The organism is Bacillus sp. FSL H8-0516, assembly GCF_038635285.1.
GTDB lineage: Bacteria > Bacillota > Bacilli > Bacillales > Bacillaceae > Bacillus > Bacillus safensis.
Genome location: NZ_CP152051.1, coordinates 1,014,891 through 1,040,766, shown reverse-complemented (window position 1 = coordinate 1,040,766; position 25,876 = coordinate 1,014,891). Strand labels below are relative to the sequence as shown.

The 25,876-nt window shown below is 41.3% G+C and carries 27 protein-coding genes; 10 read left to right on the top strand and 17 right to left on the bottom strand.

What is annotated here, in order from left to right:
• Positions 1–82: 82 nt before the first annotated feature.
• The 6 genes from MHB67_RS05005 to MHB67_RS04980 all read right to left on the bottom strand — a co-directional run bounded on the left by MHB67_RS05005 (position 83) and on the right by MHB67_RS04980 (position 8,934).
• On the bottom strand, positions 83–2,392 hold the full coding sequence (locus tag MHB67_RS05005; protein WP_342492832.1) for a YhgE/Pip domain-containing protein: 2,310 nt from the start codon (positions 2,390–2,392) through the stop codon (positions 83–85).
• Positions 2,393–2,456: 64 nt separating this feature from the next.
• A complete protein-coding gene (locus MHB67_RS05000) occupies positions 2,457–3,035 on the bottom strand; it encodes a TetR/AcrR family transcriptional regulator (RefSeq protein WP_024425467.1) in 579 nt (192 codons plus the stop codon).
• A 173-nt stretch (positions 3,036–3,208) separates the two neighbouring features.
• On the bottom strand, positions 3,209–4,621 hold the full coding sequence (gene hemY / locus MHB67_RS04995) for a protoporphyrinogen oxidase (protein WP_073204576.1): 1,413 nt from the start codon (positions 4,619–4,621) through the stop codon (positions 3,209–3,211).
• A 22-nt stretch (positions 4,622–4,643) separates the two neighbouring features.
• Positions 4,644–5,582, bottom strand: coding sequence for a ferrochelatase (hemH, locus tag MHB67_RS04990; RefSeq protein WP_024425465.1), 939 nt, complete (start codon positions 5,580–5,582; stop codon positions 4,644–4,646).
• Between the two features lie 32 nt (positions 5,583–5,614).
• Entirely contained in the window at positions 5,615–6,673 is a 1,059-nt protein-coding gene (gene hemE, locus MHB67_RS04985) for a uroporphyrinogen decarboxylase (protein WP_024425464.1), read from the bottom strand.
• 125 nt (positions 6,674–6,798) lie between these two features.
• Positions 6,799–8,934, bottom strand: coding sequence for a PBP1A family penicillin-binding protein (locus MHB67_RS04980; RefSeq protein ID WP_034624029.1), 2,136 nt, complete (start codon positions 8,932–8,934; stop codon positions 6,799–6,801).
• A 127-nt stretch (positions 8,935–9,061) separates the two neighbouring features.
• Here MHB67_RS04980 and MHB67_RS04975 point away from each other — a divergent pair, with 127 nt between their 5' ends.
• Positions 9,062–9,547, top strand: coding sequence for an antibiotic biosynthesis monooxygenase (locus tag MHB67_RS04975; protein WP_024426559.1), 486 nt, complete (start codon positions 9,062–9,064; stop codon positions 9,545–9,547).
• 65 nt (positions 9,548–9,612) lie between these two features.
• On the opposite strand, the gene MHB67_RS04970 is transcribed toward MHB67_RS04975, so the two are convergent.
• Entirely contained in the window at positions 9,613–9,900 is a 288-nt protein-coding gene (locus MHB67_RS04970; RefSeq protein ID WP_240503415.1) for a hypothetical protein, read from the bottom strand.
• A gap of 148 nt (positions 9,901–10,048) precedes the next feature.
• On the opposite strand from MHB67_RS04970, the gene MHB67_RS04965 reads away from it, so the two are divergent.
• Entirely contained in the window at positions 10,049–11,236 is a 1,188-nt protein-coding gene (locus tag MHB67_RS04965; protein WP_024425461.1) for a M20 family metallopeptidase, read from the top strand.
• A gap of 230 nt (positions 11,237–11,466) precedes the next feature.
• On the opposite strand, the gene MHB67_RS04960 is transcribed toward MHB67_RS04965, so the two are convergent.
• Genes MHB67_RS04960 through MHB67_RS04950 form a run of 3 tightly spaced genes read right to left on the bottom strand, consistent with a single transcriptional unit; the run spans position 11,467 to position 14,173 of the window.
• Positions 11,467–12,174, bottom strand: coding sequence for an EcsC family protein (locus tag MHB67_RS04960; protein ID WP_087975647.1), 708 nt, complete (start codon positions 12,172–12,174; stop codon positions 11,467–11,469).
• 45 nt (positions 12,175–12,219) lie between these two features.
• A complete protein-coding gene (locus tag MHB67_RS04955) occupies positions 12,220–13,440 on the bottom strand; it encodes an ABC transporter permease (protein WP_342492831.1) in 1,221 nt (406 codons plus the stop codon).
• The gene (locus tag MHB67_RS04950; RefSeq protein ID WP_034624026.1) at positions 13,433–14,173 is read right to left on the bottom strand and encodes an ABC transporter ATP-binding protein; all 741 of its coding nucleotides are present in this window, start codon (positions 14,171–14,173) and stop codon (positions 13,433–13,435) included. Before MHB67_RS04950 ends, MHB67_RS04955 begins: the two co-directional genes overlap by 8 nt.
• 485 nt (positions 14,174–14,658) lie before the next feature.
• On the opposite strand from MHB67_RS04950, the gene MHB67_RS04945 reads away from it, so the two are divergent.
• From MHB67_RS04945 to MHB67_RS04935, 3 genes are all read left to right on the top strand, one after another.
• Positions 14,659–15,087 (top strand): HIT family protein, encoded by a 429-nt coding sequence (locus tag MHB67_RS04945; RefSeq protein WP_024425457.1) that lies wholly within the window; start codon positions 14,659–14,661, stop codon positions 15,085–15,087.
• A 358-nt stretch (positions 15,088–15,445) separates the two neighbouring features.
• Positions 15,446–16,525 (top strand): 3-phosphoserine/phosphohydroxythreonine transaminase, encoded by a 1,080-nt coding sequence (serC, locus tag MHB67_RS04940; RefSeq protein WP_151039238.1) that lies wholly within the window; start codon positions 15,446–15,448, stop codon positions 16,523–16,525.
• A gap of 127 nt (positions 16,526–16,652) precedes the next feature.
• Positions 16,653–17,171 carry a tryptophan transporter gene (locus MHB67_RS04935; RefSeq protein WP_095408118.1) on the top strand — a complete coding sequence of 173 codons (519 nt, stop codon included), beginning with the start codon at positions 16,653–16,655 and terminating at the stop codon, positions 17,169–17,171.
• A gap of 253 nt (positions 17,172–17,424) precedes the next feature.
• Here MHB67_RS04935 and MHB67_RS04930 read toward each other — a convergent pair whose 3' ends face one another.
• Positions 17,425–17,616: a hypothetical protein gene (locus MHB67_RS04930; RefSeq protein ID WP_024425454.1), complete on the bottom strand. Its 192-nt coding sequence runs from the start codon at positions 17,614–17,616 to the stop codon at positions 17,425–17,427.
• A 128-nt stretch (positions 17,617–17,744) separates the two neighbouring features.
• On the opposite strand from MHB67_RS04930, the gene MHB67_RS04925 reads away from it, so the two are divergent.
• The gene (locus MHB67_RS04925) at positions 17,745–18,101 is read left to right on the top strand and encodes a YtxH domain-containing protein (protein ID WP_024425453.1); all 357 of its coding nucleotides are present in this window, start codon (positions 17,745–17,747) and stop codon (positions 18,099–18,101) included.
• 187 nt (positions 18,102–18,288) lie between these two features.
• Positions 18,289–18,909: an HTH-type transcriptional regulator Hpr gene (locus MHB67_RS04920; RefSeq protein WP_024425452.1), complete on the top strand. Its 621-nt coding sequence runs from the start codon at positions 18,289–18,291 to the stop codon at positions 18,907–18,909.
• Here MHB67_RS04920 and MHB67_RS04915 read toward each other — a convergent pair.
• Positions 18,887–19,231, bottom strand: coding sequence for a YhaI family protein (locus tag MHB67_RS04915; protein WP_044333717.1), 345 nt, complete (start codon positions 19,229–19,231; stop codon positions 18,887–18,889). The two genes, MHB67_RS04920 and MHB67_RS04915, sit on opposite strands and share 23 nt — an antisense overlap.
• A 232-nt stretch (positions 19,232–19,463) precedes the next feature.
• Here MHB67_RS04915 and MHB67_RS04910 point away from each other — a divergent pair, with 232 nt between their 5' ends.
• Complete coding sequence (locus tag MHB67_RS04910; RefSeq protein WP_024425450.1) at positions 19,464–19,985, top strand: DUF3267 domain-containing protein; 522 nt, start codon at positions 19,464–19,466, stop codon at positions 19,983–19,985.
• Positions 19,986–20,067: 82 nt separating this feature from the next.
• Positions 20,068–20,253 carry a hypothetical protein gene (locus MHB67_RS04905; protein WP_072368131.1) on the top strand — a complete coding sequence of 62 codons (186 nt, stop codon included), beginning with the start codon at positions 20,068–20,070 and terminating at the stop codon, positions 20,251–20,253.
• Between the two features lie 51 nt (positions 20,254–20,304).
• Here the strand turns inward: MHB67_RS04905 and MHB67_RS04900 are convergent, their stop codons facing one another.
• Positions 20,305–20,394: a YjcZ family sporulation protein gene (locus MHB67_RS04900; RefSeq protein WP_017360317.1), complete on the bottom strand. Its 90-nt coding sequence runs from the start codon at positions 20,392–20,394 to the stop codon at positions 20,305–20,307.
• Between the two features lie 145 nt (positions 20,395–20,539).
• The gene (locus MHB67_RS04895) at positions 20,540–20,626 is read right to left on the bottom strand and encodes a YjcZ family sporulation protein (RefSeq protein WP_008361129.1); all 87 of its coding nucleotides are present in this window, start codon (positions 20,624–20,626) and stop codon (positions 20,540–20,542) included.
• Positions 20,627–20,787: 161 nt separating this feature from the next.
• Between MHB67_RS04895 and MHB67_RS04890 the strand changes: the two genes are divergently transcribed.
• Positions 20,788–21,672, top strand: coding sequence for a peptidylprolyl isomerase (locus MHB67_RS04890; RefSeq protein ID WP_024425449.1), 885 nt, complete (start codon positions 20,788–20,790; stop codon positions 21,670–21,672).
• Between the two features lie 53 nt (positions 21,673–21,725).
• On the opposite strand, the gene MHB67_RS04885 is transcribed toward MHB67_RS04890, so the two are convergent.
• The 3 genes from MHB67_RS04885 to MHB67_RS04875 form a co-directional block, all read right to left on the bottom strand.
• Positions 21,726–21,956, bottom strand: a complete 231-nt coding sequence (locus MHB67_RS04885) for a sporulation YhaL family protein (protein ID WP_024425448.1) — start codon at positions 21,954–21,956, stop codon at positions 21,726–21,728.
• A gap of 116 nt (positions 21,957–22,072) precedes the next feature.
• Positions 22,073–23,020 carry a 3'-5' exoribonuclease YhaM gene (yhaM, locus tag MHB67_RS04880; protein WP_024425447.1) on the bottom strand — a complete coding sequence of 316 codons (948 nt, stop codon included), beginning with the start codon at positions 23,018–23,020 and terminating at the stop codon, positions 22,073–22,075.
• 62 nt (positions 23,021–23,082) lie between these two features.
• Positions 23,083–25,869 carry an AAA family ATPase gene (locus MHB67_RS04875; protein ID WP_342492830.1) on the bottom strand — a complete coding sequence of 929 codons (2,787 nt, stop codon included), beginning with the start codon at positions 25,867–25,869 and terminating at the stop codon, positions 23,083–23,085.
• Positions 25,870–25,876: the final 7 nt, after the last annotated feature.

The window sequence follows — 25,876 nt, the reverse complement described above, 5'->3', positions numbered from 1 at the left end:
TCTTAAAATATATCGCTTCAGGTTCGAGATGTCTAATTTCAAATGAAAAATCCTTCCTCTATAAAGAGAAAGGATTCATAGATTAAGCTTCGTCGTGTTTCATTTTTCTTACGTTCCAAGCAAAGTATGCTGTTGTTGCTGCCATCATGATGATCGCAACTGTTCCAAGGATCGCTGCTTGGTGCCATAAATAGCTGTCATCACCGCTTGCAATGATCGTTCTAAATCCGTTGATGGTATACGTCATTGGAAGCAGACTATGAATGACTTGAAAGAATTTCGGCACAAGCTCAAGCGGGAATGTACCAGCACTTGCTGCGAGCTGAAGAACCAAGATAATAACGGCAATGAAGCGTCCTGGGTTCCCCATAGTCGTCGCCAGCAGCTGAATGATCGCTAAGAATGTCAGACTGACGATAATCGCAAAGAGATAGAAGCGCCAGAGGCTTTCCACCTCAAGACCAAGCCCAAAGATGAGCATGGAGCTTGCAATAACTGCTTGCAGGATACCGACAAAGAGAAGCACACTATATTTACTGAAAAACCATTCAAACGCATTTCTAGGGCGTCCAGCAGGGTCTTTCATTGGGAATACAACAGTGAGCATGAGAGCCCCTACAAAGAGTCCCATCGATAAAATATAAGGTGTGAGCCCTGTACCATAATTATCGATCTTTTTCGCTGTATCATTTTCTGTTTTCACGGGACTCGCAATCATATTGTAATTGTCTTGACCCGCATCAATTTCTCCTGTTTCATCAGCGGCACTTTTTAATTTATCAGACAGCTTACCTGTACCGCTCTTTAAATCTCCCAATCCTTTATCGAGTGATTTTGAACCTTCAGCAAGCTTAGATGTGTTGCTTTGGATATTCGTTGAACCACTTTCCAGCTTATTTAACGCTGCACTAAGCTGGCTTGAACCATTCGCAAGCTTATCTGCACCGCTTTTCGCTGTATCAAGCTTTCCATTTGCTGTTTGCAGACCATCTTGTAATTGGCCTTGACCTGTTTGGAGCTTCAGTGCACCTTGATACAATTTATTCGTACCAGATGTCATTTGATCAATCGCATTTTGTATCGCGACTGTAGACGTGTACAGCTGTTCCGTTTTCTTTGGCAGCTGTTTGACTTGCTGCAGCTGAGCTTTTGCAGAAGCAACCGCAGATTGAACCTCACTAGCATCAGGAAGTTCCTGCAAGGCCGCTAAGCTTTGTTCAAGTCCAGACAGATCAGGCAGTTCGATTTTAGGCAGACTGTCAAGCTGATCCATTGCCGCCTTTTTCTCTTCATCTGTCATTGAGCTGTTTTGGATGATGCTTTTTACTTTAGCATCTCGATTCGATAACGCTTCTTTTAATGAAGCCAGTTTTGTACTAAACGTTTTTGCGTCTTTTTTCACCTGATCAAGTTTAGGCGCCATCTTTTCAAGATTCGCTAATTCTGGTGACGACAAGACTTTTTCTACTGCTTCGATTTTTTCTGAAAAAGATTGTGCTTTGTTGTTTAGCTGCTCAATACCCGCTGTAAATTGCGGCATTTTAGAAGCGAGCTGCTGATGACCTTCGCGGCTTGTGTTTAGCCCTTCAGTCAATGTATCAATCCCTGTACCAAGCTCTCCAAATTTCTGATCGATGGTTTGATAGCCTGTTAAGAGCTGGCCAAGACCGCTGTCAAGAGATTGTATCCCTGTGTTCAGTTCACCCATTTTACCAGCAAACTGATGAACACCTTCGCTATAGGTTAACGTTCCCTCAGCCAATTTTGCTAGATTTTCTTTTAACTTGTTACTTCCATCTTTTGCATTTTTTGTTCCGTCATCAATTTTCTTCGCACCATCGCTTGCTTGATCTAAGCCTTTTGCAATCGTTTTGAAGTTATCAAAAATGACCTCTGCGTAATTTTTTGTGACTTCCTTTGAAACCGAATCTTTTAATTTGATAATGGCATTATTCGCAATTTGTGACGCCGCATAGTTGGCGCCTGGATTCGTATAATATTTCAGATTCGATTTTTTCGGATGTTTATCAAGGACTGTACTTGCATTTTTCGAGAAATCCTTTGGTATTTCCACGACGAGATAATAATCCTCGTTATTTAATCCCTTCAAGGCTTTTTCTTCACTATCGACAAAGTTCCATTTGAAATTATCATTTTTCTTTAATTCCTTCACTAAATCATCGCCGACATGCAGTGTTTTTCCGTCATAATGACTGCCTTCGTCCAAGTTGACAACCGCTACAGGCAATTGATCAACTGTACCATATGGATCCCAGTACGCTTTTAAAAATACGCCGCTGTAAATCAGCGGAATAAATAAGACAGCGAAAATCGGGATCAGTAGTTTTTTGCTCGTCACAATGTCTTTCCATTGATTCCGAATTAAATTCATTGCTGTTTTCCTCCCATAGATGAATGACTAAATTTAGAATTTGGTCATTTGAACTTAAAAAAAATTATGTTGCGGCTAAAAGTCCTTTGAGTACATAAAGCTCCAGCGACTCGGCCACCTCTTCTTTTGTTAAAGGCTCATATCGCTTTTCCCAATCAAAAATAAGTGCAATATATAGTTTCACCATCACAAATGCAGTCAATTCAGGATCACATGGCTTAATATCGCCTTTATCAATCGCTTCTTTTACTTTCGTTTTAATATAGCGAATGATCATTTGCTCCATCTTCTCAATCATTTCCTTGACCGCTGACGTGCCAAGCTCCGCATTTTCCTGAAAAATTTTGATTGTGAGCTGGTGGTTTTTTCGAAATTCCAATATTGCAAAGAGTGCTAAATGAAGGTTTTCAGAGAAACTTTTCTCCTCATCCATTGCTTCATCCGCAATTTTCCTCATCTCCATTAAAAGGGATGTAAAAATTTCATCGAACAGCTCTTCTTTGTTTTTGAAAAAGGTATAAATGGTTCCTTTTCCGACGTTGGCAAGCTTCGCCACAAGGTCCATTGTGGTGGCTTTATACCCGAATTGAGTAAATGCCTTCGTAGCCCCGTCTAAAATCATTTGTCTCCTATCAACACTCATGATCTCACTCCCAAAATGACTATTTGAACGTTTTGGTCATTAAGTACAGAAAGTAATATACCATATCCTTTTCTCCAGATGCAACAACTTTGTTCAGTTTTATGATTCACAACTCTTTTTGAATTATTCGAACATGAAAAACTCCCTTTCCTTGATAGAAAAGGGAGTTTGTTTTATGAAAATAGATAGGATACAGCCTCTGAAATGGCAGCTTTTCCTTGATCAATACAATCAGGGATTCCGACACCTTCAAAAGCAGCACCTGTGATATAAACACCAGGATATGATTGCTTAAACGTTTCTCGCATGTTCGAAATGGCTTTTTGATGACCGACGTGATATTGCGGCATGCTCGTCTTCCAGCGAGTCACTGTCGTCAGTTCTGGATCTGCTTTAATATCCATGATTTTCTTCAAATCTTCCAGCACAATGCTGACGATTTGATGGTCTGACTGCTCGACAATTGATTCGTCGCCAGCCTTCCCTACATACGCACGCAATAGCGTTTTTCCTTTAGGAGCTGTATGCGGCCATTTTTTGTTCGTCCACGTACAGGCTGTAATAGAGAAATCACTGTTTCTTGAGATGACAAAACCAGTGCCGTCATATTCATTATGAACATCCTCTTCTTTAAAACCGAGTGCAACCGTTGCAACAGAAGTAGATGTCATATCATGCAAGTACTCAAGCCCCGCTTCTTTTGGAAACATGGAATAGATCGATTGATGCGGAGTTGTCACAATGGCTGAATCAGCAAAAAGCGTTTGACCGCTGTCTAACTGCACACCGTAGCCCCCATCTGTTTTTTCAATCTGCTTCACTTTTGTCCCTTTATAAATCGTTGTCAGTTTGAGCTTGCTTTCTACTGCTTCAACAAGCGCTTGAAGTCCTTGATTGATCGTTTGGAACTGCCCTTGTTTTTTCGCTGTCACTTGCTGCGCTTTCGCATGCTGCTGTGATTTTTTCATCCCAAGAATCAAACTGCGATGCTTTTGTTCTGTTTGATAAAACTGCGGGAAGGTGGACATTAAGCTGAGACGGTCAATGTCACCTGCATAAATGCCTGATAGAAGAGGTTCGATTAAATTCTCAACTACTTCATCACCGACACGTCTTCTAAAAAATTCACCGAGCGACTGATCTTCTGTTTCCTTGCTTTTTGGCAAGACGAAATCCATTGCGGCTCTCGCTTTTCCTGCAACTGAAAAAAGACCGGTTGTGATGAATGGGCTGATTTGAGTTGGAATACCCATGACAGCGCCTTTTGGCATCGGGTGAAGGGTTTCATTGACTAGTACATACGCCTGCCCTGTTTCATTATTGACGAGCTGATCTGTGAGACCCACATCCTTCGCCAGCTGTGGTCCACTGACCTTTCTTTCTAAAAATGAATCAGGTCCACGTTCAATGATGTAGCCGTCTTTATATAATGTTTGGATTTTTCCACCTAGCCTAGGGCTCGCTTCAATAAGAGATATTTGAATGGGAAGACCTTTTTCTTCGACTTCCTTTTCCAAATAGAAGGCGGCGGCTAAACCAGTGATGCCACCGCCAATGATGACAAGGTGTTTTTGATTGTCATGCATAGGATCGCCTTCTTTTATATAATTACTTGCTTTCGTCAAGCTTCTTTAATACGACAGTTGCGAGGGCATCAATAAATGCTGGTTTCGCATTTGGCATTTCTGGTCGATAGTAGGCTGCACCGATTTCATCTGTCACGACTTTACATTCATAATCGTTGTCGTATAACACTTCAAGATGGTCAGCGACAAACCCAACAGGCACATATACGAACGTTTTATAGCCTTTTTGTTCGAATAGGTCCCGTGTTAAGTCTTGAACGTCTGGTCCAAGCCATGGATCAGGCGTGTTGCCTTCGCTTTGCCAGCCAATTTCATAATGTTCAATTCCTGCACCTTCTGCAATCATTTTGGCAGATTGTGCGAGCTGATCAGGATATGGATCTCCTGCAGCAATAATCTTTTCAGGAAGGCTGTGTGCAGACACAATGAGTACGGCTGATTCTCTTTCCTCTTCACTCATTGATGCATACGTATCCTTCACTTGTTTCACCCAATAGTCCACAAACTTCGGCTCATCGTACCAGCTTTCCACAGACGTCATCTTCAGATTGCCAAGCTTGTCTGCCTCATCTTGTGCACGCTTGTTATACGATTTCACGCTAAAGGTTGAAAAATGCGGCGCAAGAACAATACTCACTGCTTCTGTGATGCCGTCCTTGTGCATCTCTGCAACTGCATCCTCAATGAACGGCTCAATATGCTTTAAGCCAATGTAGACATGAAATTCAATGTCGTCTTGGATGTCGTTCAAATGATCACACAAACCATTTGCCTGCTGTTCAGTAATTTTTGATAAAGGAGAAATACCGCCGATTGCCTTGTAGCGATCCTTCAAATCTTGCAGCATCTCTGGCTCCGGCTTTCTGCCTCTGCGGATATGTGTATAATAACGCTCAATATCTTCTTCTTTATATGGGGTGCCATATGCCATGACAAGAAGTCCCATTTTCTTTTTCTCCACAACCAACACTCCTTCAGATCATTTGAAATAGTTTAGATGGATGATTTTTTATGTTTCGCTGAATAATCGTGAATAAAATCTGTCAGCTTCTTTAACGTATCTGGTGAAACATCTGGAAATACCCCATGACCTAAGTTAAAGATAAAGTGATCTGATTTCATTCCTTGATCTAAAATATCTTTTGCTCTCTCTTCAATGACTTCCCAAGGAGCAAGTAAGATAGTTGGATCAAGGTTCCCCTGTAACGTTTTTGTGAGCCCTTCTTTTCTTGCTTCGTCTACACTCATACGCCAATCTAGTCCAACCACATCAAGCGGCAGGTCATGCCAATCTTTCGCTAAATGGCTTGCACCAACTCCATACATGATCATTGGGACGTTTTCAGACTTCAGCTCTGTGAAAATTCGCTGCATGACAGGCTTAATGAATGTCCGGTAATCTGCTGCATTTAAAGCGCCAACCCATGAGTCGAAAATTTGAAATGCGCTGACCCCGGCTTTTACCTGCGCACGTATGTACGTGATCGTCATATCAGCTAACTTGTTCATGAGCAGCATCCACGCCTCAGGATCACTGTACATCAGCGCCTTTGTTTTATGATAATTTTTAGATGGACCGCCTTCAATCATATAGCTTGCCATCGTAAATGGTGCGCCAGCAAAACCGATAAGCGGAACATTCAGCTGCTCCTTCGTTAAAAGCTGAATGGTATCAAGCACATATGGCAGGTCTTCTTCAGGATGAAGTTCCCCAAGACGTTCAATATCTGCTTTAGATCGAATCGGTGCATCAATCACAGGTCCAATTCCATTTTTAATTTCTACGTCCACTCCAATAGCCGGAAGCGGGGTCATAATATCTTTATATAAAATAGCGGCATCTACACCATATTGTTCTACAGGAAGTCTTGTTACATAAGCACATAACTCTGGCTGATGCGTAATTTCAAATAGCCCGTATTTTTCTTTAAGGGCACGATATTCAGGCTGTGAGCGTCCTGCCTGTCTCATATACCACACTGGTACATGGTCTGTTTTTTCCCCTTTACACGCCTTTAAGAACGTGTCATTAAAAACCTTCGTTTTTCCCATTACCTTTCATTCCACCTTTCGCCTTATACTCTCTTTTTGTACAAGGCTCAAACCTGCTTTTACTATACCGTTTTTTCAAGGCACGGTATACTAAAGCGGCTCAATGTTCAAAAAATCGCCGAATATTAACGTCCAAAAGCCTCTGGCTTGACATATGGACTGCCTTCTCCTTCTTCTTGCGTTTGGGTATTATATGGAACAACCTTATACTCTGCATTTGAAAATACATTGGCATACGGCATTGTATAGCTGTCCACGCCTGTCACTGTGTCGATCAGCGTCTCGCTTCCATTTCTCTTTTCATAGATGCGGTATTCAATGCGTTTATCCTCCTGATTGTCCCAAGACAGCTCTAATGTAAACAAGCCTTTGATTTTAAACGCATAGCGAGCTTCAAATCCTGATAATCCCTCTAAATGGATGGGCGACTCGAGCTCTTTAATCCCCTCTGGTTTTTCAAACGTTTCATTGGTGATTTGAGCTGCTGTTAAAATATCTTTAAACAGCTGCACAGGGTATTGACTGCCTCCAGTTAAATAGTGGCTGTTATCTGTTTTGTCATACCCCATCCAAATTGCACCCGTTGTACTAGGCGTATAGCCGGCAAACCAAGCATCCTTTGTTGCACCTTTCACACCTGAATATGTGGTCGTACCTGTCTTACCTGCTAAATCTCCAGCGTATGAACCGCTCTGGGCTGTTCCGCCCTTGACGACTTGCTGGAGCATTCTTGTCATATTCCAAGCATTCTGCACACTAAATACTCGTTCTTGCTGACTACGATTCTTTTCTACAGTTTCTCCTTCATCATTGGTGATTTTTTGAATAAAGAAAGGCTTTTTATATACACCTTCATTTGCAAAAGTATGAAGGGCTCCAGCGATCTGTAATGGAGAAACTCCTTTTTCTAAACCGCCAAGTGCAATAGCTAAGCCTTTATCCGAGATATCTATCCCCATTTTCTCGAGATATGATTTCGACGTATCAATGCCCAGCTGGCTTAATGTCCACACAGCAGCGGTATTTTTACTTTTCATGAGGGCTTCCACCATTGTGACCCTGTCTTCATACTGCCCATCGTAATTCTTAGGTGAATAGCCGTCATAGCTTTTTTCTTTGTCTTCAAGCAGTGAATAAGGTCTGAATTTTTTCTCCTGCATTGCCGGGCCGTAGACTGCGATCGGCTTAAAAACAGATCCCGGCTGCCTAACAGCTGTCACCCTGTTGTAGCCTCTTGCCTGATATTCTCGTCCCCCGATGGCTGCTTTCACTCCACCAGACTCGTTATCAATGAATACGGCGCTGCCTTCCGGAGAACCGCTTTTTCCCGGGAAATAACGGTTGTTCTTCATCGCATCATAAGCGGTTTTTTGCAGATTCATATCAATCGGAACTGTAATGGTATAGCCGCCTTGAAGCAATTGTTCATGCGAAATGGCATACTCTGATTCTGCTTCTTTAATAATGAGATCAACATAGCTGTCCACCCAAGGCGTTTCTGATTTCTTTTTTAAATGAATGCCTAGTGTTCTCCCTTTTGCTTCTACTGTTTCTGTTGAAGACAAATATCCTTGTTCGTTCATTAAATTCAGGATGGTGTCCCGCCTCTGTTTATTTTTATCAGGGTGTAAAACAGGCGAGTAAGAAGATGGTGCCTTTGGCATCGCAGCGAGTGTGGCACCTTCGCTGACCGTTAAATCTTTCACATCCTTACTAAAATAATAATTGGCTGCTGCCTGAATACCATAAACACCATGGCCAAAGTAAAGCTGATTCAAATACATCTCTAGCAGCTTATCCTTTGAATAATCTCTCTCTAAATTAATGGCAATAATGACTTCTTTCGTTTTTCGAAGAAAGGTTTTATCATTTGTGAGAAAAATATTTTTTGCGAGCTGCTGGGTAATTGTACTGCCGCCCTCTACCTTCCCTCCTGCTAATATATCTCGATAAACCGCCCTTGAAATAGACTGTGCATCAATTCCGTGATGCTCATAAAAACGCTTGTCCTCGACAGCCACAAAAGCTTTTGCTACTTTATCAGGCACCTCTTTTAATGACACAGGGTCCCGATTTTCTGAATACATGCTTGTGAGTTCTTTTCCATTCTGATCAATGATTTTGGAGGAAGCGTGAAAAACAAGCTTCTTTTCATCTATGACATAATGTCCTAAAAATAAAATCGTCAGATAGCCAATGAATGAGAGTACGATTGTACTTCCTGCAATGACTAATGGAATGATTATCTTCTTTTTCTTCAAATTAGGTCACCTCATTCCTTTATACGGATAGTATGGGATGTATTGCTTCATAATATGTTTTATGGATTTACTGCCAAAGAATTATATATCATTCTTTTGTTATACTATCAAGCAGGAGGCGGTTTAGATGAATTTTTATATTACATATGGAACAGCAGATTTTTTGCATAAAATCGCAAAGAAACACCATCTGGAAAATCTGCTTTATATGGTCGGAAAAGAACAAGCAGCTCTTTTTCATGAAACGGAGGGTGAGACTGTATTTAAAGCCCCTCATGCCTATGATGTGATTTATGCGAAAGGCGAGCTTGTCCAATCTGGTTTCGTCACCTTGAATCATATCCCTGTTAAGCTTGAAAGCAGAGCACTGTTTGAATCCACCTTTCAGAAAAAGACGAACATCTCAGAGCATCAGCGCGGCTTTCAGGCTATTCGCGTTTTAAGACCTAAAAAAGATGAAGAAGTTTATTTGATTTTGACACTTTGGGAATCAGAGGACTTATTTCAAGACTTTCAAGAATCAGAAGCATTCTTTCAGCCACACGAGGATACAGGCTCCATTTTCTCTCGTCCAGCTTACCTCACATCCTACCATGCCGTCACAGACAATTAAGGAAGTGCTGCTCTCAGCACTTCTTTTTTTCATCAAAAAAAGCCCAGTCGCCTGGGCTCTTCATTTTATGAACTTGATTTCAGCTCGTACCGATGAATGATCGGCTGAAGCACATAGAAATTTAGCAATATCCAACCTAATAAGACCGGCCACTTCAACATAGGTGAAGCACCTTTCAATTGAATCAGCAGCACCAATAGTGGAATCAAGCAGACCATGAAAAAACTCATTTTTGAGACAAATGTTTCTTTGATTTGATGCCGGCAGCTTGGACACATCATCATTTTCGTATGTGATAAATGAAATTTTTCGACGAAAGAAAATGTTTTTGAACAATTTGGACAGCTTCCCAACGCTACTCCTCCCTTTCCCTACTTCATATCAACTTCGACTTTTATGTAAAATGACCTTTTGATACTGACCACGAAATCCTCTTCTGTTGAAAGATTCTAACAATTACCATACAATCAGTAAAAGAGCATGAAGGAGGTTTTCGATTCAATGACAATATCCACTTTACAAAAAAGCATCAATGAACGTCTTGATGAACATTATGAGGAAATGGTTGAAATTAGACGCCATCTCCATATGAATCCTGAACTTTCTTTTCAGGAAGAAGAAACAGCCGCTTTCATCGCCAGCTACTATGATACATTACAAATACCTACGCGTACCAAGGTGGGCGGTCATGGCGTACTCGCTTTTATTGAAGGAGCTTCTCCGGGACCAACCATTGCCCTCAGAGCTGATTTTGATGCACTTCCCATCCACGATGAAAAAGATGTACCTTACAAATCAACAAAGCCTGGTGTGATGCATGCGTGCGGTCACGATGGGCATACTGCGACACTTCTTGTATTAGCAAAAGTCTTGCATACGCATCGTGATCAATTAAAAGGAAAGATCGTCCTCATTCATCAGCATGCCGAGGAATATGCTCCCGGCGGTGCAAAACCAATGATTGAAGACGGCTGTTTAGACGGGGTCGATGTGATATTTGGTACGCACCTTTGGTCTTCAGAGCCTTGTGGCACGATTCTTTATAAAAGCGGGAACTTTATGGCAGCGGCCGATCGTTTCTCCATTCAAGTCCAAGGGAAAGGCGGACACGGCGCCCAGCCTCATTTAACCAAAGATGCCGTACTCATCGGTTCACAAATCGTCGCAAACCTGCAGCAAGTCGTTGCACGTAAAGTCAATCCAATTGATTCTGCTGTTGTTTCTGTTGGAGGTTTTGTAGCGGAGAATGCCTTTAACGTTATTGCAGATTCAGCTGTTTTAACGGGTACTGCACGATCCTTTGAAGAAAGTGCACGGCATATCATCGAACGAGAAATTGAACAGGTGGTAAAAGGGGTATGCCAGATGCATGATGCTGCCTACACATATGAATACGTAAGAGGATACCCAGCTGTCAAAAACCATCCAAAGCCGACTGAATATATTGCTGGCATCGCAAACCAGACAGAAGGTGTCACAGAAGTAAAAGAAGCGGAAACCCAAATGGGCGGAGAAGACTTTGCTTACTACCTTCAGCATGTCCCTGGTACCTTCTTCTACACAGGCGCCATGCCCGAAAACAGCCAGGACGTGTATCCACATCATCATCCAAAGTTTGATATCAACGAAAAAGCAATGCCTATCGCAGCAAAGGTTCTCGCTAACGCCGTTCTTTCCTACAATGAATAAAGAAAAGCCGCTGTCATCAGCGGTTTCAGCGTGTAGACAAACCCTCGCATTCGGTGTCAGGTCTGCGCTCCGCTGCTCACGAATGCCAAATTCGCTCCGCTCCGCTGCTCGTCCTTCCTAGACTGCAAAGGTTTTCTATCACGCTGTGCTGAAAAGAAGACAAAGGGCTAAAATAAAGATTATTTTAGCCCTTTGTCAACAATCTAAAGCTGCTGTTATCAGCGGTTTTTCTATTTCATTTCTTTCAATATTCGCAAGTGAAACACATGGCGTGCAACCTCTCCGAGCTGTCCTGTCAGCTGATGATTTGCCACCCCGCCAACAGCGGCTCCGACGACCGGCATTAATTGAAACAGCTTTACAAGATCAATGTAATCTCGATACTCCTGCTGAAAGCTGTACCAATCCATTTCCTCGCGGCTCGTTTCCCAATCATCTATGATCTTCATCATTTTTTGACGATGGGCACTGCTGGAAAAGGCGAGCTGAAATATACAGAGCAAAAAGAGCCTTTCCTCCTTTTGAGATAAATCAAAGCCATAAATACACGCCAGCTCATAAAGGCATTTCATCTTTATGCTCAGCAGCAGCGGAAAGTCTGCCATTCCGAGGAATAAACCGCCTGCACCTGTTCCAACCCCTTCGATAGCAGCCGCCTTTTGGTAATACTTCACTTTATCCTTTGCCAGTTCATTTCGTTCTACAATAGATAATTGTTCATCAATCACTGAAAATGAAGTAAAGTGTGATCCTGATACGGTGGATTCAACCATTGTTTTGACTGCACTTGTGATGACTTGATGAAACCTGGCAGGAATTCGGCGGTTCACCTGCTGCTGAACTCCTTTTGAAAACCGTTCGATCTTTGAAGGTTTTCTTAAAAAACGTGTTTGAAAAAGAATGGCTTCTTCATACAACTCCCGTTCAGCTGCATTCATCCAGTCCCCTCCTTGATGTCATCATACGCTCGCTGTAATCTCCACTTATCTCATCTTTTTTAACCTGCTTTGTACGTAAGGCTTAAAGAGGACAAGCACAAACGCAACAGAAATGAGAAGGGCAAGTCCGCTTCCCTGCCAGCCCCCTGCTGGAAGTACCGCACAGCTCAGCAATATCGATTGGATGATGAGCACATTACGGACGAGAACAAAAAAGCTTCGATCCTTTTCCTTTTGAGAAACTGGATAAAGTGCCTGTAATGAAAGATGAGCAAAATGCTTCGTTAACGGCACAAGCTGTACACCTGTGATAAATACCGTGAACAAGACAAGCAGCGCACCCACCCAGCCTGCTGCACCTGTATACAAAATAATCAGGACAAACACGGCCGTTAATCTAAACACCAGACCAAAATAGTCATTTGAGCGTACAAACGCCCTCACATACATATAAGAAAAAGTTTTACGCTGATCATAAGGAACAAACTTCAACATCCAGTCCATGTATGCTCTTCTTTTCACCTGTTTCTTTAAGTGAGGCACATCTGTAAATAAGTTTGCCAAACGATAAAAGCGCTGCTTCCGTTTTAATTCATCAGAAATATGCATTTCCCATTGAAAAGGCTGTTTTTTCACTGCATTTGTTAAGTAGACAAGATAGACACCATAGATAAGATAAAAAACGATTGCAATCGCATAGGCTGCCTGTAAGACGGTGTAGATCAGCATCATATTTAATAGAAAACGAAGGGCTGCATCGAGCCATCTCACGTGTTTTCCTTGAAAATAAGTCATTCTCCATTGAATGGCTGTATTCAGGCCCTTTATTAAGATCATTTGCGCCAATATCAGCACATACTCCGTGATGCCTCCTGAAGACACCGCCGAATAAAGCGGAAGTGCGACAATGGATACAGCAATGAGAGGAAACAGCTGAGAAATGAAGCTAAAGTTAAACGCTTGTTTTAAGTAAGGCTCCATCTTCCCTTCCAAAGGAAGCAAAAACACGAGATCGGCTTCTTTAATCAACGTACGTACGTATGAGCTTGTAAGTACTAATGAGAAAACAACTGCCATCACCCAGTAGGATGGGAAGTGAGCCGGAATATGTTTGAGCCAGCTGCTGTACCAGCTTGCTCCGCCTGCAAGGAAAAAAATGAGCACAATGACAAGATGATCGTTGAACATGTATTTTAAGTATTTTCTTGTTTCTTGTACGTGTTCCTCTAATCTTGATTTCCAAATAGTAAGCGTTGTTTTACTCATAGCTTTCTTCCTTTGTTAATTCCAAATAAAGATCATCGAGTGTCGCATCTCTCATATTGAACTGTTCTCTCAGCTCTGTCAGTGTTCCTTTCGCTCTGATTTCCCCTTCGTGCAAAATAATGAAGGAATCACAATAGCGTTCAGCTGTCGCCAAAATATGCGTTGACATCAGGACACTAGCGCCGCTTTTCTTCGCAGCATTCATCCGTTCAAGCAGTGCATTGATCGCAAGAGGATCAAGCCCTAAAAACGGTTCATCGATGATATACAGCTCTGGTTCCACAAGGAATGCACACATAATCATGACCTTCTGCTTCATTCCTTTTGAAAAATGAGCAGGGAACCATTTCAGCCGTTTCTCCATTCGAAATTCTTTCAGCAATGATGGCAGCCGTTCGTCTAATTGTTCCTTTGATAGACCGTAAGCCATCGCGGTCAGCTCTAAATGCTCTTTTAACGTTAATTCTTCATATAAAACAGGTGTTTCAGGAATAAACGTAAATTGTGAACGATACGCCTCTTGGTCGTCTTGAAGGGTTCGTCCATTCAATTCAATGACACCTTTATGCGGTTTCATGAGCCCGATAATATGGCGTATGGTTGTACTTTTCCCCGCCCCGTTTAAGCCAATGAGACCGACGATTTGATTTCTTTCTAATTCAAATGAAATATTTTTTAGAACGGGATTCTTCGTATATCCACCCGTTACATCTTTTACAGTGAGAAGGGACATGAATTCGTTCCTTTCTTTCTTTTTTCCTTTATAGTAACAAAAACGAATGATAATTTGAAATGTTTACCTATAGACGAGTCTGAATAAAAAATAGGCGCTTTGGTCATCATAATGTATGTAGAAGAAATGAACTTGATGACCAATAAGTAAATGAGGTGTTTGTTAAAGGCAAAGAACCGCATGACAAGTTGGTTTTTCATCTAAAAACCTTAGCTTCTGTTTTGCTTCACTGATTCTTGATTTTTGTGTCCTATACAATATGTATACGACAAACCAAAACGTCAAATGAGGTGTTTACGGCAGAAATAGCAGGCATATGAATTCTTTATTTCAGTAAATAGAGAATTCAAAAGGCATTCGAATGAAAGCATCAGCATTTCTTCTGCAGGAGCAGGATGAGCGACCAAAGGAGTTCGCTTGTCCTGTTTTCTTTTTTGCTTCTTTTTGTGATACGATAAAGGAAAAATAATGAGGAGTGACATGGCGTGAGCGACTGCATTTTTTGCAAGATCATTGATGGAGACATTCCATGTGCAAAAGTATATGAAGACGAGCATGTATTGGCTTTTCTTGATATCAGCCAAGTAACAAAAGGACATACCCTTGTAATCCCGAAAATACATAAAGAAAACATCTATGAGATGACACCAGAAGTGTCTAACCACTACTTCCAAGCGATTCCGAAAATTGCAAGGGCGATCAAACAGGAATTTGAACCAATCGGGTTAAACCTCTTGAACAACAACGGTGAAAAAGCCGGACAATCCGTGTTCCATTACCATATGCATATCATTCCGCGCTACGGAAAAGGCGATGGCTTTGGTGCCGTATGGAAATCACATCAAGATCAATACACGTCAGAGGATTTAAAAGACATTTCTTCTGCCATCCACACGCGGCTTACCTCATCTTAACAGGTGAGGTTCAGCGTGTAGACAAACCCTCGCATTCGTTGTCAGCTCTGCGCGCTGGTGCTCACGAATGTCAAATTCGCTCCGCTCCAGTGCTCGAGCTTCCTAGAATTCAAAGGTTTTCTTTCACGCTGAAAAGAAGACAAAGGGCTAAAATAAAGATCATTTTAGCCCTTTGTCAACAATCTGTACCTCATCTTAACAGATGAGGTTTTTCTTATTTTTGCCCCTTTTCATTGCTTCCATCTCCTAATAGTAAGATATTTTGAACGATTCAAATTTTTTGTCCAAATGCTTCAAATTTGTGATAGGATGGTTTTATCTTTTGATCCATTAACGCGAGAAATAGGGAGAGATTGTGATGAAGCGAACGACGAATTTTAATGCTGGTCCGGCGGCACTGCCGCTAGAAGTGCTTCAAAAAGCACAGGAAGAACTTGTTGATTTTAAACAAACTGGGATGTCTGTGATGGAGCTTTCTCATCGCAGCGGTGAATATGAAGAAGTACACAATAAAGCAAAAGCGCTTTTGGTGGAACTGATGGACATTCCAGAAGATTATGAAGTCCTCTTTTTACAAGGCGGAGCTAGTCTTCAATTTGCGATGATTCCTATGAACTTCTTACATGAAGGCGAAACAGCTCATTTCATTCAAACAGGCGCTTGGTCAGAAAAAGCATTGTCAGAAGCAAAAGGGTTTGGTCAGACATCTGTGCTTGCTTCAAGTGAAGATGACAACTACTCGTATATTCCAGAAGTAGATACTTCCGGTTTAACAGATGGTGCTTACTTACACATCACATCGAACAATACGATCTTCGGCACTCAGTGGAAAACGTTCCCGAACACGTCACTCCCGCTCATTGCGGATATGTCCAGTGATATTCTCAGCAAAAAAATAGACGTTTCTTCATTTGATTTCATCTATGCCGGGGCACAAAAAAACCTAGGACCTTCTGGTATTACGATTGTGATTGCGCGCAAACGTTTATTAGAGAAAGAGAAAAGCAGCACACCGAAAATATTAAAATATTCAACACACGCAAAAGCCAATTCTCTTTACCATACACCACCGACTTTTGCGATTTATATGCTGTCACTTGTCCTTGAGCATATCAAACATGCTGGCGGTGTAGAAGCAGCGGAAAAACGCAATGAACAAAAAGCAGGCATTCTCTATGATACAATTGATCAAAGCGGCGGTTTTTATCAAGGACATGCGCGTCCTGACAGCCGTTCGCATATGAATGTCACTTTTACTCTTCGCGATGATGAGCTTACTTCTTCCTTTGTGGAAAAAGCAAAGCAAGAGCAAATGGTTGGACTTGCGGGCCACCGTTCTGTTGGCGGATGCAGAGCATCTATTTACAATGCGGTCTCAATTGAAGACTGCCAAAAGCTTGCGGACTTTATGAAAAAGTTCCAGCAAGAAAATGAGTAAAAAGGCTTTTCTATAGGGAAATAAATTTGTTATAATAACGAGAAATATAAAGTCATGACTCTTGCAATAAATGATGAGCCATATTATTGGAGAGTCCTATAAGAGCTTAGCAGAGGAGAGCATAGAAATGAAAACAAAAGAATTAGTGATTATGTCATTGCTTGCAGCAATGGGAGCTGTCTTGCATACGATTTTCCCGCCCATCTTTTTCGGAATGAAACCTGATATGATGCTGGTCATGATGTTTTTAAGCATCATCCTTTTCCCAAAGGTACAGCATGTAGTCGTGATTGCGCTAGTGACTGGCGTGATTTCTGCATTAACAACGGGATTCCCAGGCGGACAAATTCCGAATATGATTGATAAGCCAGTGACAGCCTTTATCTTCTTAGCCCTTTTCTTATCTTGCTTGAAGATAAAGAACAAAGTCGTGCTGACCGCTGCGTTAACTGCGATTGGAACGATCGTATCCGGTGTGATTTTCTTATCTGCCGCTTTACTGATCACTGGACTGCCAGCTGCATTACCGGCACTTCTTGTGGGTGTTGTCCTGCCAGCAGCCGTGATTAATACCATCGCTATGGTATTTGTCTTCCCAATTGCTCAGTCCATTCTGAGACGTGCAAGAATGATAGAAGTTGCTTAACGAATAACCGAACCTCTTCATGATAGATGAAGAGGTTTCAGATTGTTGACAAAGGGCTAAAATGATCTTGATTTTAGCCCTTTGTCTTCTTTTCAGCGTGATAGAAAACCTTTGAAGTCTAGGAAGGACGAGTACTGGCGCGGAGCGAATTTGATATTCGTGAGCACCAGCACGCAGGACTGACAAAGAATGCGAGGGTTTGTCTACACGCTGGAACCTCTTCATGATAGATGAAGAGGTTTTTTTCATGCTTTTATAAAAGAAAAAGGGTCAGCAGCAAAATGAGGAGCGAAATTCCTGCACCAGCCGCACACACAAGTGCTTTTTGCTTTAAAACATGTTTTGGCGGATAAGACCCTGCATACCCAAGCTGTCTTGCATAATGAATAGAACCACCTGTAAAAACGATGACGATACACATAAAAACGAACAGAAAGACAGACAACCTTCTCCCCTCCCTTTTCTTCAAAAGTATGCTAAAATAAAGCAAGCTATGTATGGAAGTTCAATGAAGCTGATCATCAGCTCAGAGAGAACATGCGAATGTGTAAAATTTGACTAGAGGTGATTTGAATGGCTAGTGGACGTTCTTTATTAACAGGATTATTTGTAGGCGGTCTCCTCGGAGGTGCGGCAGTGCTCCTGACGACTCCCTCTTCTGGCAGAGATGTGCGCGGAAAAGTGAAAGACGGCTATGACAAATTCGAAGATACGCTGACAAAATTAAAAAGAGATGGACAAGCTTTAAAAGAGCAAATTGTGGAAACAGCAAAAGAAAGCGCAGAGGTGATTAAAGAAGTCGGGTCTGAATTGCAAACATCGATTCAGCAATGGCGCGAAGAAATCAAACCTCATCAGCAGGACTTACAAAAGGAAATTCAGGAAATTGAGGAAAAGCTCAAACAACTGGAGAAAACCTTACAAAACTAATATACTCACAAAAAAATATTCGTTTACAAAAGTGTGCGGGGTGCGTATCCCGCACTTTTTTTGTTGAAAAAAGGTTATTTTGACAATGTTTTTCATGACTTTTAAAAATTCTTGAATTTTCAGCTTTATTAATCTTTATTTTATTGGCATAATAGAATTACAAGAAAAAGAGAAGTAGGTGAAATGGATGAATCATTCGGAACAGCCTTTCGATGTAAAAGAAGCACTTTTATTCAGTCAAAGAATGGCCCAATTGAGCAAAGCTCTTTGGAAATCCATTGAAAAGGACTGGCAGCAGTGGATCAAACCGTATAACCTAAATATCAATGAACATCATATTTTGTGGATTGCGTATCAATTAAAAGGAGCTTCAATATCAGAAATTGCAAAGTTTGGCGTCATGCATGTATCAACGGCGTTTAACTTCTCCAAGAAACTGGAGGAACGAGGATTTTTAAAATTTTCTAAAAAGTTAAACGATAAGCGCAATACGTATATTGAGCTAACGCCAAAAGGCGAAGAGACATTCCATAAACTACTCGAAGATTATGACCCGGCCCGAACTGGTATTGTCAAAGGCGCACAGCCGCTTCATGACATTTACGGAAAGTTCCCTGAGATTTTAGAAATGATGTGTATCATCCGTAACATTTATGGTGAGGATTTCATGGAGATTTTTGAGAAATCGTTTTCAAACATTGAGAAGGACTTTTTGAATGAGCAAGGAAAAGTCACAAAAAAGACTGAGGAACTTGAAAACTCAGCTGAGGCAGCAGAAAAAGCGTCTAAAACAAATCAAATTGTTTAATGATCTTTATAAATTCATTCATTAGCGGCTGAAAGAGCCCTTGATCATGCAAAGCAAATATCGTCTCATGAACATCCAGCTTTTCAATTAACTGTCCCGCAAAGAGCGCAAGGAGATCGTCAAACATGACGTAGCCTTGTGCTTTTTGCTTATCCATTTCCTCTGTAAGCTCAGCACAAATACGCTCAATTTCCTCTGCCTCTTCTTTCGATACACGCTGCCTGATCAATAACGCATAATATGGATAACGGCTCATATCGGTTGCCGTCAATAAAAGTTCCATATAGTATTCTAGCTGGCTCATTCGTTCCTCAATACTCATGTACGTTCCCTCTTTCTCTTAGTCCTTCTATTTTAGCCGAAATTACTCATTGACGAAAGAGACGAACCTCCCCCTTCAGTTCTTTTTTCTTGAAAAATCCAAAGTTTCCTCTCTTTATTCCATATGAAGGCATCATTTTATTTTTTTTCATCAAAACCATTGATTTTTATCCTCAGGAAGAGTAAATTATCTTGAGATATTCAATTCGATTTTTAGATTGGAAGGATGAAAAATGAATTGTTGGAAGACCATTAATCTTGAAAAGGATTATGGTTATACGAGAATGATGATTTCTGCCATAAGTCTTGCTATCCTTTTTTTCATTATGGCATTTTTATGTTTTCAACTGACTCATCCTGAAACGAGGCTAAGCAGCCATAACGCACCTCTTTTTGCCGTGCTCTTACTTGTGACTTTGCTTGTCCACCGTGTGGTTCACTTGATCCCAGTGATGAAAAATAAGAAAAAAATGACGCTATTGATGAAACGAAATTGCTGGCAGCGCGTGCCTAAGAAAGTGATGCTTTTTTCACTTCTCAGCCCGTTTTGTGTCATCTCACCGGTTTACTTTGTGTTAGGCGTGGCGTTTCCTATGTACGCACACTATTTTATCATCATCGCAAGTATACATGCAGGCTATTGTTTGCCTGACTTTTTATTTGCATGGAAGCTGCTCAAAGCACCTAAATCCTGCATCATCGATCAAGCTCAAGACGAGTTTGATATTTTAGTTGACCAAACTTCCTCATCATGAGGTTTTTAAAGCCAACTTCTATCTTTTTCATAAAAAATTTGGTAATGTAGTATGGGAATAGCATAGAGAGGGGGGATCTCCGATAGTTTTATTTTACTTCATCGTCTTTGCCGCGTTTATTGTGTATTCAATAAACAGGCTTACTAATACATTATGCCTTGTCAGAGAGATTCCTGAAGAACGGCAAGATAAGGTGTTTCGCTTTATCAATGTATCGATACTGATCTTACTTATCTCATCATTTGTTGAAATTACCATTTCCATTTAAGATCAAAGCAAAAGCTGCCAGTTTGAGGGCAGCTTTTTGTGTATATTTTAATTAGCAAATCCAAGATGCACCGATGATGATCAATAAAATGAATAATACGACGACTAGTGCAAAACCGCCAGCAAAGACTTCTCCTCCCATGTGAAAACACCTCCTGCCAGTTCTTCCTCTGTTCTAAGCTCAGTGTATGCAGAAAAATAAAAAACGTTTAGGCACCTGTCATCGTTTGAAAAAAGAACCGCCCTCACGCACGGCAGGACGGCTCCCTTCTGTCACAGCGATTTAATTAGTAAAGATATGCTGCACCAACGATGATCAGCAAAATGAATAGCACGACCAATAAAGCAAACCCATTAGAATATCCTGCTCCCATATAATTCAGCCTCCTTTTTGTGATCACTATATGTGTATGTCGCGCGCAATTTTTTGACTAGACGAATGCCCTTCCATTTGCATTTCTTTTTACAGCGTGTCACAATATGTTATGATACAAGCAATGATAAATAAATTGGAAAGATTAGGAGTGTTTTTTGAATGAAAAAAATGGCTTTAGCAGCTGTAACAGCAGTAAGTGTTTTAACTCTTGGCGCATGCAGTAGCGGTGATAAAGATGTGATCGCCACAACGAAATCAGGAGATGTCACAAAAGGAGAACTTTATACAACTCTTAAGAAACAAGCAGGTGGAGATGCTCTAAACCTACTTGTTCAACAAAAGGTTCTTGCTGACAAATACAAAGTATCTGATAAAGAAATTGATAAGAAATTGGAAGAATATAAAAAGACACTTGGTGAAGATCGTTTAAAACAGCTTCAAGATGAATTCGGTAAAGATTACATCAAAGATCAAGTGAAATATGAGCTGCTGACTCAAAAGGCTGCCAAAGCTAACATCAAAATCACTGATAAAGAAGTAAAATCGTATTACGATGACCTTAAAGGAAAAATCCGTGCAAGCCACATTTTAGTAGCTGATAAGAAAACAGCTGACGAAGTGGAAAAGAAATTAGATAAAGGTGAAAAATGGGATTCCCTTGTCTCTGAATATTCAACTGATACTGCTTCAGCAGCACAAGGCGGAGATGTAGGCTGGTTCGCAAAAGAAGGCCAAATGGACGAGAACTTCAGCAAAGCTGCTTTCAAACTAAAAGTAAATGAAATCAGCAAGCCAGTAAAATCCCAATTCGGCTACCATATCATTAAAAAGACTGAAGAACGCGGTAAATATGATGACATGAAAGCAGACTTGAAAAAAGAACTGCTTGACCAAAAACAAGCAGACACAAATGAAATCCAAAACATCTTAAACAAATTAGTAAAAGATGCTGATGTGAAAGTAAAAGATAAAGAGCTTCAAAAAACGTTCAAAGAAAAATCTGAACAGCCTGCACAAAATCAGCAGACACAACAGAACCAGTAATCACAAAAAACCCCTCTGCCGTAATCGTGCAGAGGGGTTTTTGTATGACGAGATTAAGCAATTGAATGATCTTCATGTGCCGCAGTATCCTGTGATCTTTTTACCTGCTGATTCTGGCGTCTGCGCTCTCTTTCCTGTTCCATTCGCTCGATAAATATTTCTCCTTCCTTTTCAATAAAGGATTGATCAATTTCTTGCTCCTCTTTGGCTGTTGTCATTAATTTATACGCACAGAAAATAATGCCGATAATACATGCATACACCCACCACGGAAAAAACAACATTTTTTCATCGCCTCCTTTTCTTAAGGACATTCCTCTCTTCCTTTGTGTTATATGCTTATGCGAAAAGAAGACAAGTTATGAAAAAAACGCCCGCATAAACGGACGTTTTGACATGATTATTCGTGATGGAAGGTTGGTTTATAAAACGAACGATTTTCAAGTGCAAAAATACGTTCTGTATATTCTCCAGGCTTCACATGCTCAAGTGCACGATCCATCATGTTCATTTTCGCATCTAAATTATCAATATAGTGGAGAATTTCAGCTTCTTTCACCATTGGTGGTTTCGGGCTGCCCCATTCTCCTTTTCCGTGATGACTCAGGACTAAGTGCTGTAAAATGAGAATTTCCTCTGAATCAATGCTAAGCTCTTCCGCAGCTTTCGCAATTTCTGTCACCATAATGGAAATGTGGCCAATTAAATTCCCTTCCACAGTATATGTCGTGGAGACTGGACCCGAAAGCTCTTTGACTTTCCCTAAATCATGAAGAATGATGCCTGAATATAAAAGATCTCGATCTAGTGATGGATATAGGTCAACAATTGATTTTGCTAAATGCAGCATAGACACGACGTGGTAGGCGAGTCCAGAGACAAATTCGTGATGATTTTTTGTCGCTGCTGGATAATCAGCAAATTCCTGTCCATATTTCTTCAGCAAATGCCTTGTAACACGCTGAATATTAGGGTTTTTCATATCAAAAATATATTGCATAATCGTATCCATCATATCGTGTTTTGGAATAGGAGCTGTTTCGAGAAAGTCATCAATTCGAATTTGCTCGTTTTCAGCAACAGGGCGTATATTCCTAAGCTTCAGCTGATTCCTCCCGCGATAATGATGAATGTCGCCTACTACCTTCACGATGGTTTGCGGGCCGTAGGTGATTTCATCATTCTGCTTTGCATCCCATAGTTTCGCCTCAATATCTCCACTTTGATCTTGAAGAATGAGCGTTAAAAATGGTTTGCCATTACTTGCAATCCCTTTAGTAGATGATTTAATTAATAAATGCAGGTCAACTTGTTCGCCGACATCATAGGTCATGATCCCTTTAGCCATTCAATAAAAGCTCCTTCCATGTTTCTGCTCATATAAGTATAACATAAGTCATTATTTGTCAATCATTCAACTGCTAAACTCGTAATCTGTCCATCTTCTGCTGCCTGCGTCATATGCTGATGACAGGTAAAATAAAACAGCTGTGTTTCAAAACGCGTGAGTTCATTCATCAACTCCAGCACTCTTCCTAGACGAACATGATCAAAATGAACGAAGCTGTCATCCATCATAAACGGAAGCTGACATTCATGCTGATGAGACAAGGCGAGTGCAAAACGAATGGCCAGATAGACTTGTTCACAGGTTGCTTGTGAGAGCTCCTCTGGGCGGAATATTCGTCCGTCCATCCTTTTCACGATCAGCCGGTCATCCTCGGGTGAAAATAAAATGGCTTCATATCGATCATTCGTTAACGGCTGAATAAAGCGGGAAGCTGTTTGCAGCAGTGCTGGCAGCCTTTTTTCTTTATGTTCATTCAATTTTTCTCGAATGACGGAGCGAACAAGCTGAACCGCCGCCCATTTTTTCGCAAGGTGCTTTGCATGCTCCTGCTCAGCTGAAAGCTGATGAGTCAAATCAGACACCGTACCTGAAGCTTCTATTTGCCGGATTTCCACTGCTCGTTCTGCCAGACGTTTTTCCATATTCGCCGCATTCGATTGTATGTTATTCAGGTGGTGCTTCGCTTCCGCACACTCTTCTTCAAGAAGACGCAACCCTTTACGAACAATCGATTCTTCCTCATCAAAGCAGCCGCTTCTATGCAGCTCTTGATTCAGCTGCTGCAAATGGGAAAGCCGTTCCCGATATTCTTTCGATAGATGGGAAAGAATTTGGTAATCTTTTTTGGACTCTGCCTCTACTTGACGAAAAAGCGCGTCCATTTGTTTTTCGTAATAGTCAATTTCCCCTTCCAGCGCCGTGATCTGCTGTTTCACATGTTGAATCGATACATCCAATGTCTGACGTTCTTTTTCTCTTTTCGCCTCATCTTTCAAAATCTCTTGAAAGGCCGAGATGTTCTCTTGAATGGTGCCTTCCTTTCGTTGCAGAAGACTGCTTAATGCTTCCACCCTTTGCTCATAATTGGATTGCTGGCCGGCAAGCTCGTCTATTTCCCGGCTAAGCTCCTCATATTCCGCTGTATCCGTTTTTAATTGCTTCAGAATAAGAAAGGCTTCTACTAGGAAAGAAAGCTCTGAGGACAAGCCCAGCTGTCTTTTCTTTTCCTCTACTTGCTGCTGGACAGGTTCCAGCTCCTGCTCCCAGTCTTCATATTGCCTGATGATCCTTTCGTACAAAAGCTCCTTCTGCCTCACAAGCGTTTCAGCTGAAGCTGCCTGTACTTGGAAGGAATCGAATGCTCCCCTGCCGCTTCCCTGTTTCACCTGTGCCGATTTCAAAAATGGGTAAATAGCAAAGAAGACAAAAACAGAAAATCCTGCAAATAAGAAAGTAACCCACCACTCTGTTAAAAAGAAAAGGACAAGCAGAAATGCAGCATCAAATATCACCATCACAGGAAATAACCACGCCCGGGAATGAACCTGTTTCTCTTTTGTTCTTGTTTCCCCAGCTTCCACTGTACTGTGCGATTTGGCCTGCTGTTCCTTTAATCCTTTTAAAGCGGTTTCCGCTTCCTCCAGCTCATGTCTTGCATGATCAAACCGGTCATCCAGCTGTGCCTTTCTGTCCATTAAACGAACGTATTGGCTGACAGCCTCCTTTAATTCCCACTCAAATTCAAGGGAGTCATCAATCTGATCAAGCTTGACTGAACGCTGCCACTTTAGCTTCGCTGCGGCTTCGTCCATTTTTTGTTTCAATGAATCACGTTCTGCTTTACATTCAGCTAAGCGGTTTTTGACACGTTCAGCATGAGAAGATTCATCAACGACACGCTTCATCTCCAGTAATGTATCCTTGTCATAAAGCGGTTGAACTTGTGCCAGCAAGGTTTGCAAATGATCTAATTTTTGCTTTAGTGCAGTCATTTGAGCCTTTTTCGGGTGAAGGTGTGATTCTAATTTATCCAATTCATGCTCTGTTTCTGCTCTAAAGCGTTTGACTCGTTCTGGATAACGGGCTAATTCTTTTTTTAACTCCATCTTCTTCTCTATCATGGGATAAAGTCGAATGTGTTCGTTTAACTGCTGAATCTGTTCTTCTGTCTGCTTCATTTCCTTTTGAAGCGCTGCGATATTCTCTATTAATTCAGAATGCTCCCGTTTTTTCTCTGTATAACGGCCTTCTGCCAATCTAGCTTGTTTCAGCTGGGCAGCCAGCTCTTTTAAACGATCAAGCTGCTGGTTTAATTCCGGCTTGCGTCCATTTGGTTTAAACAGCTGCTCCTGCTGCTTAAGCAGCCTGCTATCCATCTTAGAGGCAGCATCTGAGCCAAATAAACTTGAGAAAAGGAGGAATTCACCGATTTGATCTTCGTTTAAGACTTGGACATTTTGCAGTCCAAACACATCAAATGAATAGATTGATTGGAATAATCTGCGATCTGTTCCCTTTAAAAGAGTTCGCAAGAATGCTTCATCTTTCACTTCACCATTCGGTAAAAACACCTGTGCTTGACCGCCTCGATCGGACGATCTCTCAATGTGAATGACACCTAACTCCTCATCTAAGCAAGTGAGGGAGCCGCCATAGAAAGACCCTTGTTTCGGCTTGTATATCTTGTTTCTTGAAAAACCAAATAACATCGACTCAATAAACGCCTTCAATGTCGTTTTCCCCGATTCATTCAGGCCGTAAACTAGCTGAAAACCGTCATCAGAAAAGTGAAAGGTTCGATTTGAAAATTTCCCGAAATTCGCTATATGGAGTGAACGTATTTTCATCATACCT